Annotated in this window: 12 protein-coding genes and 2 pseudogenes; 6 read left to right on the forward strand and 8 right to left on the reverse strand. The window is 47.4% G+C overall.

What is annotated here, in order from left to right; translation table 11 throughout:
* The first annotated feature begins 203 nt into the window (after positions 1 to 203).
* Positions 204 to 2,332: pseudogene (pnp, locus tag CS022_RS07335) on the forward strand (polyribonucleotide nucleotidyltransferase).
* Between the two features lie 71 nt (positions 2,333 to 2,403).
* Positions 2,404 to 3,309, forward strand: coding sequence for a lipoprotein NlpI (gene nlpI / locus CS022_RS07340; RefSeq protein ID WP_408057223.1), 906 nt, complete (start codon positions 2,404 to 2,406; stop codon positions 3,307 to 3,309).
* Between the two features lie 361 nt (positions 3,310 to 3,670).
* Here the strand turns inward: nlpI and CS022_RS07345 are convergent.
* Positions 3,671 to 5,745 (reverse strand): annotated as a pseudogene (locus tag CS022_RS07345) (sensor domain-containing protein).
* 205 nt (positions 5,746 to 5,950) lie between these two features.
* On the opposite strand from CS022_RS07345, the gene CS022_RS07350 reads away from it, so the two are divergent.
* Positions 5,951 to 6,310 (forward strand): hypothetical protein, encoded by a 360-nt coding sequence (locus tag CS022_RS07350; RefSeq protein ID WP_129121746.1) that lies wholly within the window; start codon positions 5,951 to 5,953, stop codon positions 6,308 to 6,310.
* 129 nt (positions 6,311 to 6,439) lie between these two features.
* Positions 6,440 to 6,943, forward strand: coding sequence for a GNAT family N-acetyltransferase (locus CS022_RS07355; RefSeq protein ID WP_129121747.1), 504 nt, complete (start codon positions 6,440 to 6,442; stop codon positions 6,941 to 6,943).
* A 69-nt stretch (positions 6,944 to 7,012) separates the two neighbouring features.
* Here the strand turns inward: CS022_RS07355 and CS022_RS07360 are convergent, their stop codons facing one another.
* The 3 genes from CS022_RS07360 to CS022_RS07370 form a co-directional block, all read right to left on the reverse strand.
* Positions 7,013 to 8,437 (reverse strand): NAD(P)/FAD-dependent oxidoreductase, encoded by a 1,425-nt coding sequence (locus tag CS022_RS07360; RefSeq protein ID WP_129121748.1) that lies wholly within the window; start codon positions 8,435 to 8,437, stop codon positions 7,013 to 7,015.
* Between the two features lie 107 nt (positions 8,438 to 8,544).
* Positions 8,545 to 8,814: a response regulator transcription factor gene (locus CS022_RS07365; protein ID WP_129121749.1), complete on the reverse strand. Its 270-nt coding sequence runs from the start codon at positions 8,812 to 8,814 to the stop codon at positions 8,545 to 8,547.
* Positions 8,815 to 8,875: 61 nt separating this feature from the next.
* A complete protein-coding gene (locus CS022_RS07370) occupies positions 8,876 to 9,358 on the reverse strand; it encodes a hypothetical protein (RefSeq protein ID WP_129121750.1) in 483 nt (160 codons plus the stop codon).
* Between the two features lie 209 nt (positions 9,359 to 9,567).
* Between CS022_RS07370 and CS022_RS07375 the strand changes: the two genes are divergently transcribed.
* Positions 9,568 to 9,900, forward strand: coding sequence for a DNA polymerase III subunit psi (locus CS022_RS07375; protein ID WP_235869313.1), 333 nt, complete (start codon positions 9,568 to 9,570; stop codon positions 9,898 to 9,900).
* Complete coding sequence (rimI, locus tag CS022_RS07380) at positions 9,890 to 10,336, forward strand: ribosomal protein S18-alanine N-acetyltransferase (RefSeq protein ID WP_129121751.1); 447 nt, start codon at positions 9,890 to 9,892, stop codon at positions 10,334 to 10,336. Before CS022_RS07375 ends, rimI begins: the two co-directional genes overlap by 11 nt.
* A gap of 86 nt (positions 10,337 to 10,422) precedes the next feature.
* Here the strand turns inward: rimI and CS022_RS07385 are convergent, their stop codons facing one another.
* From CS022_RS07385 to CS022_RS07400, 4 genes are all read right to left on the reverse strand, one after another.
* A complete protein-coding gene (locus CS022_RS07385; RefSeq protein ID WP_129121752.1) occupies positions 10,423 to 11,052 on the reverse strand; it encodes an OmpA family protein in 630 nt (209 codons plus the stop codon).
* Positions 11,049 to 12,428: a TolC family outer membrane protein gene (locus CS022_RS07390; protein WP_129121753.1), complete on the reverse strand. Its 1,380-nt coding sequence runs from the start codon at positions 12,426 to 12,428 to the stop codon at positions 11,049 to 11,051. Before CS022_RS07390 ends, CS022_RS07385 begins: the two co-directional genes overlap by 4 nt.
* 491 nt (positions 12,429 to 12,919) lie before the next feature.
* Complete coding sequence (locus CS022_RS07395; RefSeq protein ID WP_235869314.1) at positions 12,920 to 13,537, reverse strand: OmpA family protein; 618 nt, start codon at positions 13,535 to 13,537, stop codon at positions 12,920 to 12,922.
* Between the two features lie 2 nt (positions 13,538 to 13,539).
* Positions 13,540 to 14,934 carry a TolC family outer membrane protein gene (locus CS022_RS07400; RefSeq protein ID WP_129121754.1) on the reverse strand — a complete coding sequence of 465 codons (1,395 nt, stop codon included), beginning with the start codon at positions 14,932 to 14,934 and terminating at the stop codon, positions 13,540 to 13,542.
* Positions 14,935 to 14,940 lie beyond the last annotated feature (6 nt).

Genomic DNA, 14,940 nt, shown 5'->3' on the forward strand with positions numbered 1-14,940 from the left:
ATATCACTTCCCTGTAACCTGTGTATAATATGTGGCGATTCAGCAGTAAACGCAGTCAACGAAGTCGACCATCAGGTCGCGACTATTGCTAACACTTTGTATTTACACAGAGTCTTAGCATTAGTCGCGATTGGTGTTTGTGCTGAAAAAAATGATTAATCTGGTATCAGAATGAAAGATGCCAACCAAACAAGGATAATCACGTGAATCCAATCGTAAAAACTTTCCAATACGGTAATCACACAGTCACCCTTGAGACTGGTGTGATGGCCCGTCAGGCGACCGCAGCAGTGATGGTGAGCATGGACGACACGTCTGTGTTCGTGAGTGTTGTGGGTAAAAAAGAAGCCGTTGAAGGTCAGGATTTCTTCCCGCTGACAGTAAACTACCAAGAGCGTACGTATGCTGCAGGTAAGATTCCAGGTGGTTTCTTCAAGCGTGAAGGCCGCCCATCTGAAGGCGAAACGCTGACCGCGCGCCTGATTGACCGCCCAATTCGTCCTCTGTTCCCAGATGCGTTCAAAAACGAAGTACAGGTTATTGCGACCGTTGTTTCTGTTAACCCAGACGTTAGCCCTGACATCGTTGCCATGATTGGTACTTCAGCCGCACTGGCGATTTCTGGTATTCCATTTGCGGGCCCAATTGGTTCTGCGCGCGTGGGCTACATCAACGATGAGCTGGTGCTGAACCCAAGTAACACTGAGCTTGAAAACAGCAGCCTTGATCTGGTTGTTGCAGGTACTGACAATGCAGTACTTATGGTTGAGTCTCAAGCTGACCGCCTGAGTGAAGAGCAAATGCTGCAAGCCGTTGTATTCGGTCACGAGCAACAACAAACCGTGATCAATGCCATCAAAGAGTTTGCAGCAGAAGCGGCAACACCTGCATGGGAATGGTCTGCACCCGATGTTAATGCTGACCTGAAAGCGCGAGTGGCTGAATTGGCTGAAGCGCGTCTTGTTGAAGCGTACCAAATCACTGAAAAAATGGCGCGCTACGAGCAAGTTGGTCAAATCAAGCAGAGTGTTATCGAACAACTGGTTGAGCAAGACGAAGAACTTGATCAGCGTGAGCTACAAGGCATGCTGGGCAGCCTTGAAAAGCAGTTGTTCGTGGTCGAATCATCTCTGGCGCGCCGCGTATCGATGGTCGTGAGAAAGACATGGTTCGCGCACTGGACGTTCGCACTGGCGTATTACCACGTACTCACGGTTCTTCTCTGTTCACGCGTGGTGAAACACAGGCGCTGGTAACAGCAACGCTGGGTACTCAGCGTGATGCACAAATCATTGATGAGATCACTGGCGAGCGCACTGATAACTTCCTGCTGCACTACAACTTCCCCCCATATTGTGTGGGTGAGACAGGCTTTGTTGGTTCACCGAAGCGTCGTGAAATCGGCCACGGTAAACTGGCGAAACGTGGTATGAAAGCAGTTATGCCTTCACAAGATGAGTTCCCATACACAGTGCGTGTTGTTTCAGAAATCACTGAATCTAACGGTTCGTCTTCAATGGCGTCTGTATGTGGTTCATCACTTGCGCTGATGGATGCGGGTGTGCCAATCAAGAAATCTGTTGCGGGCATCGCAATGGGCCTTGTGAAAGAAGGCGAAGACTTTGTGGTTCTGTCTGACATCCTGGGTGACGAAGATCACCTTGGCGACATGGACTTTAAAGTAGCGGGTACTGATGATGGTGTGACTGCACTGCAGATGGACATCAAAATCGAAGGTATCACCAGTGAGATCATGCAAATTGCTCTGAATCAGGCAAAAGGTGCGCGTCTGCATATCCTTAGCGTGATGGATCAGGCAATTGGTGCAGCGCGTGACGACATCTCTGAGTTTGCTCCACGTATTCACACCATCAAGATCAACCCTGAGAAGATCAAAGATGTGATCGGTAAGGGCGGTGCGGTTATTCGTGCGCTGACGGAAGAAACTGAAACGACTATCGAAATCGAAGATGATGGTACAGTGAAAATTGCAGCAACTGATGGCGATAAAGCGAAAGCTGCGATTGAACGTATCGAAGCGCTGACTGCTGAAGTTGAAGTTGGACGCATCTATACGGGTAAAGTAACCCGCATCGTAGACTTCGGTTGCTTTGTTTCTGTGATCGGTACGAAAGAAGGCCTGGTACACATTTCTCAGGTTGCTGACAAGCGCATTGACAAAGTGGCTGACTATGTTGAAGTAGGTCAGGAAGTTAAAGTTAAGGTATTGGAAATTGACCGTCAGGGTCGTATCCGTCTTAGCATGAAAGAGGCTGCTGCCGATGCTGCAGCTTCTTCTGAAAATGCTGGCCAGCAAGACGCTGATGCTTAATCGTTAGGTCTAATAACGACGTATAAAACGATACAAAGGGAGCGTCTGCTCCCTTTTTTGTGCGCAGGAGTTTGAACATGTTGAAATGGGGAAGGGTAGTGGCGGCGACCAGTCTGATGATGCTGGCCGGTTGTGCATCAACAGGTTTAGACGACAAATCATCGTACTCTTGGTCGACATTACCGGTTGCTATGCCGTTGCAGCCAACTTATCAGCAAGAGCTTCAGTTGGTTCACATCGATCAGATTATGCAACAGCCGAATATTGAGGAAGGCGAGCTTGCGAGGCTACATTATCAGCGAGGTCTTCTTTATGACTCCATCGGGCTTAGAGATCTTGCTAAACTCGAGTTCAACCGCTCTCTGGCACTTAATCCCTCTCAGTCTGATGTATTTAATATGCTTGGTGTATATTTTACGCAAAGCAGCATGTTTGATTCTGCCTATGATGCGTTTGAGTCGAGTCTTGAACTCGACGGCGAGTTTGACTATGCCGCCCAAAACCTCGGTATCGCGCTCTATTACGGTGGTAGGCAGGAATTGGCGCGTGAGAAGTTGAGCCGACATTTTCAACGTAATACAGACGATGCTTATCGGGCCCTCTGGCTCTATTTATCGGAAAGAAAGCTGTATGGCGAGAGCGATGCGACGGCTTCACTGCGTCATCGTTATGAAGCCGCAAACACAGAAGATTGGGGCTGGCAAATTGTTCGTTTCTATTTAGGAGAAACGACGGAAACAGCATTTCTCGATAACATAACTGCGACCAGCAAAGACAATATCCAACTCGCCGAGCGCTTGTGCGAGGCCTATTTCTATCTTGCCAAGCACTATCAGTTCTCAGGCGATGATGAAAACGCTGCGGCACTTTATAAACTTGCGATGTCTGGCAATGTTTTTCAGTTCGTCGAGCATAGGTATGCGTTGCTGGAACTGAGCTTACTGGCTCAGCAGTATCAGCCAGTAGAGTACCGTTAGTTCAATGAAAGCCCCGAAGACGGGGCTTGATTGTGCAAAGCCTGCTCCCTTTCTTCCTTAATATTGTTCGATCTTACCAGCGGTGTTATGCCAGTAGCCGTTAAATTTCCTGTCCTGATTATTCGTATACCTTTTTCGCTTTAAACGCTCAGATCTGCCTCTTTAGTATCTGCCTACCCAGAGAAACTGTCTGGGTGTGTAAGGGTAATCAGAGCCACATGGATTCTTAGGGCTTATTTTCGATGTGCAGAGTAAGGCTATACAAAACGCCATAACCCGCCTGCGTGAGCAAGCGGGTTAAAATAAGAAGTACAATTTTTTGATACCCTAAGAGTCTCGGGTATTTGATTTTCCGCAGGTTTTACGCAGGTCGTTTGTCTGGGCTTGGCAGAGCAGCAACCTGATTATTTTGTGTCTTTTGCAAAATTTCTTCAAATTCATCCTGCGGCATAGGGCGATAAAAATGGAAGCCTGAATACTGTCACAGTTCAGGGAGGTCAGTTCTCTTGCCTGATCGCTGGTTTCAACACCTTCTGCGACCACTGACATGTTGAGAGAACGGCCAAGGTTGATGATCCCTTTGATCAGCGTCTTCTGCCTCTCGAGAGTCTCCATTTCCATGATGAAAGTTCGGTCAATTTTGATTTCATCAAGCGGGAATCTGGCAAGGTATGACAGGGACGAATATCCGGTACCAAAGTCATCAATCGACAGGGTGAAACCCAATTTTTTGATCGCATCAAGCATTTGAATGGTGTGGTCACTGTCATTCATGACGGCACTTTCTGTCAATTCAAAGGTGATCATTCTGGAGTCTATCTGACTGGCTTCCAGGATCTTCTTCATGTGCTTGAGCAGGTTAGGGTTTCTGAACTGCTGCGGGGACAGGTTAATCGCAATTGGGCCTGGCAAAATGTTAAGTTGCTTCCATCTATGTACAGCTTGGAATACTTCACGCATTACATTGATGCCAAGCTGTTCAATCATTCCTGAACGTTCGGCGACAGGAATGAAGCGACCCGGGCTGATATACCCTTCAACAGGGTGCTTCCATCTGACCAGTGCTTCTGCACCATTGATGCTATAGTCCCGCGTGCTGACTTTTGGCTGGAACCAGACTTCCAGCCCTTTGTTCTGAAGAACTTTCTGAAGCTCTATTTCCAGCCACAGGCGCATCCGCGCCTCTTTGTTCATATTCTGGTGGTAAGCAACAAGTTGGTTTCGGCCGCGCTCTTTGGCTTCATACATGGCGGTATCAGCATTTTGCAGTAAGCTTTTTACGTCTTTTCCATCTTGAGGGAAAGCGACGCTGCCTATTGAGCAGGTCAGGAACTTACTGAAATGATGAAGCTCAAACGGTTGGCGTATCACTGAAGTAATACGCTCTGTGAGTTCCGCGGTAGCCTCTTCTGAGCTTAGGTCAGGTAAAATGATGGCGAATTCATCACCGCTGAGGTGGCCAACAATAGCACTCTCGGGGAGGACTTTGCCGAGACGCTGCGCGATATCCTGAAGAACTTTATCTCCAATATGGTGGCCAAGGGAATCATTGATATTTTTAAAGTTATCAATGTCCAGATACAGCATAACCATCTTTGCGTTATTGGCGATGAATTGCTCAAGACAACGAGAAAAACCCTGACGGTTATATAAACCTGTCAGCGGGTTGCTGTTGATGAGTTTCGCTGTGTTTTCCGCTGATTCTTCGCTACCGCCTTGTTGCTGAATCAAAAGCATCCCTTCGTGGGTCAAAGATTTATCGAGTTGAAGGTAGCAAAGCGGGTAGATAGCGTGTTTGCTCGAGTGCTTAGGTTCGGCAAAGATTTGTTGCTCGGGAGCATTAGACTCAAGCAGCTCAACGAGGCTAATGCTCCCTTCACGGGCAACAAAAAGCTCATCGATAGATTGTCCAAGAAGACTATGAGGGTTATTGAAACCAAGAAGCTTGGCGGCACTTTCGTTGCTGCTGACGACGAAGCCATCACGAATGATCAGGCAGCCATCTGTCATCATTTTGCATAAGGTAGCAAATTTACTTTCAGACGCTTCCAGTGCACTGCTGAGTATTTGCCGTTCAGAGGTATCTGAGGCATGGAGAATAATCCCGCTTATCTCGCCATTGCTATCGGGGTCGATCAAAGGTGCAACACAAAAGTGGAGACTGGTCGCCTGTGTGCCGTCATTAAGCAGCACTTCACCCTCACCGCTTTGACCATTTAAAGCCTGTTGATAGTAAGGCTTCAACGTCTGATAAAACGTATTCCCTAGAACCTGTCGGTCATTTTTTCCCGGAAGTTCATCCAGCCTCAACCCACTCAATTCAGAGTAACGCTGGCTGACCCAATGATAATAATGATTGGTATCAAGCACGGCGAAGAGGAATGGACTGTTATCGGTCAGGTGGGCAAACCAATGCTTTAACTGCTCCAATGGCATGATAACAATGAAACCTCTAGTAATAATTTATAATTTGATACAAGCTATTCATATATTCGACACTATATACGTGTCACCGTCATAGCTAAAATCTTTCGCGTATTCTGAGCCATTTTTTTGACTCAAGACATAAAAAACAAACAAAACGTTGTCACAGAATGTGACTTTCCATGCACTTACACCACAGGATATGTGGTTCTCACTTATGAAGCCGCAGGTTGTGCAGCGCGCTCCAAGTGCTGGGAACACTTCTGTTAAACTTGTTCCAAAGGAATTGCAAACGAAAGTTTCTTTGCAATTTTTGCAACATATATTCCGTGAAGCGCTTGAAGATGGCGATTTTAGCTTTATCGAAGGGCGTTGGTTAGAAATTCATATCACTGATATTGATACCCGAAGCGTAATTGGTTACAAAGAAAGACGGTTTGTACCGCCTTCCGACAACCCCTCTCCTGATATCAGCGCCAAAATGGTACTGAGTGGTATTGGCTTAGGGAAAAGAAGGTCAAAGCACTGTTCTTTCATCGACGTTTGTAAATTAAAGGTGACACAGAGCGTCGGCTAGAACTAAAGAACACGATAGACAGTATAAAGACAGATGCACTGCCATCGACACTTCTACAAGGATTAGTGGCATTGGCAGATTTCATCTACTATGGACAAAACGCGACAGCAAAAGGGAAGTAATTACACGATGCTCATCAGAACGGAAGTACCTGCAGACATTCTTCAGATTGATCGGATGCTACGACAGGTTTTTGATACTGATGCAGAAGCTAAGCTGGTGATGGCCCTCAGGGAGAACGGAAACAATACACTGTCGTTAGTCGCTTGTACTGATAACGGTGAGATTGTAGGTCACATCATGTTCAGCCCTGTAATGCTGGAAGGCGAGGACTTGGGTTGGCAGGCATTGTCTCCTGTTTCAGTGCTGCCCGGCCACCAGAAGAAAGGCATTGCGACAAAGCTGATAAATGAAGGCTTCGAAATGCTTTTCGAGCTGGGCTATCCTGCTTGTTTTGTGCTTGGCAGCCCTGAGTTTTATGGTCGCTTCGGCTTTGCGACAGCGGCAAAAGTAGGCTTGAGCTGTCAGTGGCCAGTGCCAGATACCGCATTTATGGCGGTAGAACTTGAGCCGGGATCATTTTCCGGAAAATTTGGTCAGATAAGCTATTGTCCTGAGTTTGCTCAGTTTTAGTTTCTCATGTCTTTGTCGGCCTGTTTATTTATCGCAGGCTGACGATAAATCAGCCCGATTGAACGTACATCACCCTAACTCGTTTTGCGTAACCGGAAACCCCATTTTCTCTACCATTTTTATCCACCAGTGCCGCCAACCGCCTTTCTCATCTGCTGTGTCTAATGCATACATGGTGATTTTTGCCCCTATCCACCGGAAAGGTTCGGGGGGGATATAGCCCGGTAACGAGTTTGAGAAGTGCATCTTTGCTTCTTCTGTGTCCTTCCCATCCAAGATTGCTAGACCGACTTTTGCGCCAAAGCGACTTGCTGTCACACCAAAACCAGAATAACCGCCTGCATATATCGTGTTGCCAAAGTGGTAACGTTGAAAATGAACCGCCATTCTGGTTGTCAGCCCTATCGGACCGCTCCATGCATGGCTGAATTTAATACCGGAAAGGGTAGGGAAGGTTCGATAGAAATTTTCGACTAAGGGAAGGTAAGCGTCTGCGTGTTTATCTTGGTCAGGATCGGTGTTGTTATTAAAAAAGTACCCGAGTCGGCCACCAAAGAGTATTCTGTTGTCGCTTGTCAGCCGCATGTAGTTGAGCTGTGTACGGGTGTCATAGATCCCCTGGCGATGCTTCCAGCCAATACTTTCCATTTGCGTTTCATTAAGCGGCTCGGTAACAACAATACGGTCTCTGATTGCAGCAACGCGGCGTCGTATGCGCGAGTGACCTGCCGCGAAGGCGTTGGTTGCGAGCAGCACTTTTGTTGCCGTTACTTTTCCCGTTGGTGTTGTGACCTGTAAACATTTTGCGAGACGTTTTGATGCTATCAAAGGCGTATTCTCATATAATCTGACGCCAAGAGAAAGCGCGACGCGCCTGAGTCCCCAGGCCAGTTTTGCCGGGTTGACGATCCCGCTTCGCTTTTTGGACCACAGACCACCGCTGAAAAGTGGTGAGCGTATTTCCTTTTCGAGCTCTTCGCTGCTGAGAAGCTCAGCTTGATGTCCATACCGCTCATAGAGCTGATGCTCTCGCAAAATATCAGGTAAACCCTGCTCACCAACGGCTACCGTGAGTTCACCTGTCCATTCCAGATCGCAATCGATACGATATTGCTCGATAGCCCGCTTGAAACCATCGATGTTCTCTTTGCCGAGCAATTCCAGTCTGTCAATATCTTCCGGATACAGGCGTTTTGCATTACTGAGCCCATGCATCACAGATGTAGAGAGGATAGCTGCAGGCCGCCCTGAAGCACCGACTGCTGCAGTTTTTGCTTCAATAATCACCACATCCCGTTCCGGGTTTTCTTCTTTGGCATGAATAGCCGCCCAAAGGCCGGTGAAGCCAGCACCGACGATCAGTAGTTCGCACTGAATCTCTGTGTCCAAAGAAGGAGTCGAAGGTGGTGAATCTGTGCTGTCGAGCCAGAATGGAAAAAAGCGAGCATGTTTTAATGCTTCTTTAGCTTGGTCTGGTCCGTTCTGCACGATCATATTCCTCTCCGACATTACTCAGGCTTCTATTGACTGTAGATATTGACTGAGGACTTTTCTATACCCTGAAAAGGGTAGGCTTGATGAATCACTGACGACGGGTAAGGTTAAGTGTGTGAACGCAAAAACTCGATAAACAGGTTAAACAGTTCTGACTGCGAGGAGATGTTGAGTTTGCTGTAGAGGTTTTTTCTGTGCATTTGTACCGTGCTAGGTGATATCCCCAGCTCTCTGGCGATAGACTTTGCAGAATGGCCTCGCAATATGAAGTGCACGACTTGCCGCTCCCTGTCGGTTATCACGCTCTGGCCAAACTGCTTGAACGCCTGGTTGATTGAGGTATCGACATGCATTTGTAGCTCTGATTGGTCATACAATTGAGTCGCCAAAACGCTTTCAGGGTGCTGATAATTACAGGTGAGAGAAATGACAGCACAGCTACCTCATCAGTTGAAAATCTGGGGTTGCTCTCATGGCGACCAACTGCCAGAGACAATCGGGTATGTGCGTTTGGTGTGGCGATGAAGAAACAGTCATCGTGGAGTTTAGCCGTTGCGTAGTAGGTAAGATAATACTCACTTTGACGAAAGTCATCGGGTGCAACGCTGTCGAGAGAATAAAACCCCTCTTCAAGCCCTGATGACGATGAGAGGCTGAAAGGGTCGAGTAAATAGCGCCGGAGAAATAGTTATCGATAATATGGGGTCGAAGTGAGGGCGATATTGCGGAATCGGCGATCAGCTCTGGTCGAGAGCCCAAGCGCTCATCAACCAGCATACCCGCATCAAGGGTGACGCACTCCGAGAGAATCGAAAAAAGGGTCGCTGGAAAATGTCTGAAGGGCGAGTTATCGATGAGCTCGGCTATTTGTCTCTGCCACTTGTCATGATCAAATCCTTCTTCCACCGCTTTCTCAGTCAACCTTATATCTCCCCCGACATTTTGACTCAGTATAGTCACAGTCGCTGGTGGATAATGGATTGTATTGCGCAGAGGACGGATTTTTAGTTTTACAGGAATCTGGTAGGATGCTGGCTACATAAAATTATTGTTGGGGTCACTATGGCAATTGATGACATTCAGCGTTTGAGTGAAATGGGCATTACCAGCTGGCAACTTCGTCGCCTGAGTTGTTTCCCTCGCACACCGCCAACACGATCAGCCTGCCTACAACGTGCAAATTACTCCTCGTTTGTGACAAGCCGTTGGATGAACACGACGCATGGCTGTTCAGTAAAATTCTTGCCAGTATGAAGTTATCTCCAGAGCAAGCGTTAACCCTGCCACATACTGCCCTGACACAGATTGACTCTCATCACCTTGACTGGGTGTGGTACATCAATGAGCCAGTCAGTGGGTTATCTGGCCCCAAGTCATTAGTGTCCATTCCTTTATCTGAAATGCACGAAAACCCGGCGGCAAAAAAAGCACTTTGGCTACGAATCTGTGAATATGAAAACTGAGTTTCTTCCTCTTGCGCCAGCAATGCATCGGCAGCTTGTCTCTATTGAGCAGCGAGCTCACTCTCACCCATGGTCGGAGAGCTTGTTAGCGAAATTAGATGGAAAGTTTGCCTGTAATGTTGGCATTTTCGTCGATGGCAAGCTGACAGGGTATTTCTATGCTCAGTGTGTATCCGGGGAGGCGACGCTACTTAATATCGTCGTTGATCCTAACTTTCAGGGGCAGGGCTTGGGTAAGCAATTACTCAGTCACTTTATCCATCAAATGACCGCAATGAAGGCAGAAGAGGCATGGCTCGAAGTTCGGGAGAGTAATACGGCTGCGATTGCCCTTTATGAATCGTCGGGCTTCAATGAGATAGACAGGCGTGTTGGCTATTACCCAAAAGATAAAGGTAAAGAAGATGCGTTGGTCATGTGCTATTGGTTTGGCTGACGTCGAACTTAGCTCAAAGGCTTAGTGGTTCAAGTTAACCATAAGAAAAACGGAGCTTATCGCTCCGTTTTTTACTTTTAATTTTGCTAGTTCTTCTTTTTGTCGTCGGTGTAGATGGTCCACTTCATGGCTGTTTTCTCAAACCGGGTATTGAGTTTTGCCATGACGCGTCGGTTTTGCTGATGAGCAATATCAGTATTGCCCTTAATCAAGGGTCTTGATTCACCATAGCCAACCGCCCTTACTCTCGACGCAGAAATGCCGAAATCATTCACTAATGACTCAGCAACAGCCGTGGCTCTTCGTTGCGACAGCCTTTGGTTGTAACCAGCATTTCCTACGGTACTGGCATGCCCCTCTATTTCAACGACCACTTTAGGGTAGCGAGCCATGAAATTGGCTAACTCTTCGAGGTTTCTGGTGTATTCCGGTGTCAACTTCGTCGAGTTATTAGCAAACTTCACATCAAGCCGAATTGAACGCTCTCCGATTTCCTCATCAGGACAACCGCTGTTCGTGACAATCGCACCGCGTATTGTTTCTTCGCAGTCTTCACGCGACTCAATGACACCATCATTGTCGAAATCGCGCAGGTCTTTTATCTGCGGTGTACTGTCAGGCATCACAGGGATCTCTGTCGAGTAGAAATCTTCCAGAGGTTTGCTGACGCAGCCAGTGGTGAGTAGGGACGCAATAATCAAATAAGAGGTTTTCATTGTGCATTCTCCTCTTCAACGAGCTCGTTGAGGCCACCATCACTTTGCCATTGTATGGGGCGTGTGATCCTGAAGGAGTCAAGCAGGCGACCAGTTGCATTCAGCACTCGATATTGAGCCAGCAGTTCATCATGCTCTGTGTGCAAGTAGTCTCTGCGCGAGGAAAACAATTCGCTTTCAGCGTCTAATAGGTCGATCAAGGTGCGTTGCCCAATCCTAAACTGTGATTGATAGCTATCGCGCGTCTGCGTGGCCGCTCTGACGTGCTCTTGCATATAAGTTAGCTGGTCGCGAAGGTTGGTCAGTGCGTTCCATGCCAATGCTGTGCCCTCAGCGACATCCATGTAGGTCTGTCTGCGGATCTCACGTGCTTCATTCACACCGTGTCCGGTTGAACGAAGGTAAGACGTATCGCGGCCGCCTCTGAAAACGTTGTAGTTAGCGCGCAGCATCGCTTGTATATCGTTGTTTTCGCCTTCAACACCATCAAGGTTATCGTTGAAGTTAGCGGATAAATCAACGTTGACCTGAGGATAAAAACGCGCTCCGGCAGATTCTTGTTGAGCAAGCGCAGCCTGAATATCACTGCCCGCAGAGAACAGGGTGGGATGGTTTTGAGACGCGATACGTATTGCCTCAGACAACGAGCGCGGAATCAAATCTGCATCAGGCACTGGCGTACGCGTTTCTGAAGGTTTTACACCGACCAAGCGGCGATATACCGCAGTCGCGTCTTCGAGCTGATTGATGCTGCCAGACAATTCAACTTTCGCCAGCGCAACGCGACCTGTTATCTGAGATAAATCAGAGACTGATGCCAAGCCAGAAGCCCGTTTCGATTTTACGGCTCTCAGAGTGGCCTGATGAGCAGCAAGATTTTCTTCGGTTAACGCGACGACTTTGAGGGCTCGAATGTAATTAAGATAAGCGCGGGCAACTTCCAGTCCCAGTTCTTCTGAGGCTGAAAACAACGCCCATTGGTCAGCATTCGCTTCGTTACGAGTACGGCTGACTTCGCTAGAGGTAAAAAAGCCATCGAACAGCATCTGCTTTAGCGTGACACCTACTTCTCTTCGCGTGAGTCCCACATACTCGTCTGATTGAGTACTGTTGCGAGTCGATGGACTATCCGTCCATTCTCGGCCAATACCTGCATTGACGTTCACATCAGGGTAATACCCTGATTCTGCTTGTTTGACATCTTCTTGCCTGACTTTATAGCGATGAAATGCTTGCCTCAGCTCCGGGCTATTATCTATCGCAAGCGCAACGGCTTGTTCCACAGTTTGCGCCGACGCTAAAGCAGGAGCAAACGCAGCCGCCATAGCCAAAGAAAAAATACCTCTCTTTAGCTTGCGGCCAACACCATATATCATGGTATTCCCCTCAATGTTGGTAATTAAGCTTGCTGTGAGTCGGTTTTCCAGCTTTGCTTGGTTTCCCAAAAAATAAATAGTAAAAGGTGGCGGTTTTTATTTAATGTGTGTCGCCACTACAACTAACTTCTTTGATGATAATATTAATTGACCTACCTTGGGTCTCTTTCGCACTTAAAGTCTTAAAAATGAATCACTGTTCTATATTTGTGTCATTTCATGGAAGGTGATAAATACTATTGATAGTTATGGTTTTTTTTTACAAGCGTTAGCATAGAATCAACAGTCTTATCCCGTTTAACATTGGGAACGCCGATTCTCTTTTTCGAAGATTTAACTGTTTGGAAAACCTGACTTTATGTGAATGCAGTAAAAAATGGTGCTGGCTCAGAGGCAGAAAATAGTGAAATGAAAGGTGACCGTAGAAACAAAAAATAAGACCCCGAAAAGCATCAATATACACCTCGGGGTCTTTGGTTTAATTATTGTGTTTATTGCTCATCAGTGAATATTGTCCAGCGCATCACTACGTTAATACTCTCACCCGATACCGCTGCCATGACTCTGCGGTTTTTACTGTGAGCAGACTCCGAATCGCCGGAGACAAGTGGCTGAGTATCACCAAAACCGACAGCTCCCACTCTGTCTGCATCGATACCGAAGACTTGAGTGAGTGTGTTGGCGACTCTTTTCGCCCTGTTTTCAGACAAAATAAGGTTTTTCGCCGGGTCGCCAACTTTGCTGGCATGCCCTTCGACAATGATTTCTGCTTTTGGATACGCTTTGAGAAAGTCAGCCAGTTTCTTAATGCTTACGGTGCTGCCGGGAAGGAGAATGTCAGAATTGTTGGCAAACTTGACGTCGAGACGCTGTGTCATCTTGCTCGATTCTGAACTCGGGCATCCATCGTTATCAACAATAGCGCCAACTAAGGTTCGGTCGCAGCGTTCTCTTGCCTCAATCACGCCATCATCGTCACGATCGCGTAGGTCTTTTACCTGTTGAACTTGATCCGCCATTGTAACGATATCGGTAGAGACAAACTGTGTACTTGAACATCCCGCCAGAATGGGAAAGACGAGTAGAGCGATTTTCATTTTTACGTTCATAGTTAGTTTACCCCTGCCAGTCGTGCTTCGTTTTGCCAAAGTGTCGGTGTGGTGATTCTCAGTGCGGCGAGCAGTTGGCCCGTTACGCTGAATAGACGATATTGCTGCGCCAGTTCTTCGTAATCAGCAGACACATAGGCTTTTCGGGCCTCAAACAGTTCATTTTCAGAATCAAGAATGTCTAATAGTGATTTTTGACCAAGCTTGAATTGTTCACGGTATGCGTCGCGTGCTTCAGTCGCATAGCCAACATGCTCTCTTAAAAGCGGTAATTGTTGATTGAGAAAACTGCGCGAATTCCATGCAAAGGTGGCGTTTTCAACAGCATCTTCTACGGCTTTGTGTCGCGTCTGTTTAGCAATATTCATGTCATAAGCTGCTTCACGTTCTTTGGAGGTGTTCGCGCCACCAGAGAACAGATCATACTTAAAGCGTACCAGGGCCTGAACGTTTTCGTTTTCACCCCCGACATCGGTCGGTTTCAGGCCATCAACACCACTGACGTTATCATTCCAGTTGGCTGAAACTTCAAGCTCTACACGTGGAAAATAGTGGCTTCTGGCAATATCGCGGGCTTCTGTTGCTGCTTTGATATCGCTGTTGGCTGAGATGAGCAGTGGGTGCTTAGTTCTTACCAGCTCAATGACCTTTTGTAGGCTATCCGGGATCATCACGGCATCAGGCACTGGGCGGCGTGTGTTCATTGGCTCTTTACCGGTCAGCTTTTGGTAAGTGGCAAGCGCATCGGCATAGTTATTTTCTGCTACGAGCAGGTTTGCGTTGGCTTTGGCCATGCGTCCTGAGACCTGAGAGAGGTCGACAGAAGAGCTAAATCCAGATCTCGCTTTCTCTTTTACAGAACGGTATATCTGCTTGTGGTTTTTCGTATTCAGCTGAGCAAGCTCAACCACTTGTTTTGCCTTCAGGTAATCAAGGTACACGCGCGACACTTCCAGCGCTTTGTCCTCGGCAAGGCTATAGAGTTTCCACTTTTCCGCTTCTGCTTCATGCTTATTTCTGTCGACATTGTTCGGGGTGGCAAAACCATCAAACAGGAGTTGGTTCAATGTCAGGCCGATATCCGAACGGGTCAAATCACGGTTTTCGTCTCTGCCATAGGTTTCCGCATCACGGCGCGTGCTTGGTGAGTTGGTCCATTCTTGACCGACGCTCGCGGTTGCGCTAATCGTCGGGTAATAACTGGCAGATGCTTGATTTACGCGCTCATCCCAAGATTTAAGCTGATTGAATGTTTGTCTGATTTCAGGGCTTTTATCGAGTGCGGTGGCAACAGCCTGCTCGAGGCTTTGGGCCGAAACTGACGAGGTTGCAAGCAATGTAGACGCGGCGACAAACAGGGCTTTGACCTGCGCTTTTTGTCTTCCGTGGATTTTCATTATTAT

Source organism: Veronia nyctiphanis, from assembly GCF_004116385.1.
Lineage (GTDB): Bacteria > Pseudomonadota > Gammaproteobacteria > Enterobacterales > Vibrionaceae > Veronia > Veronia nyctiphanis.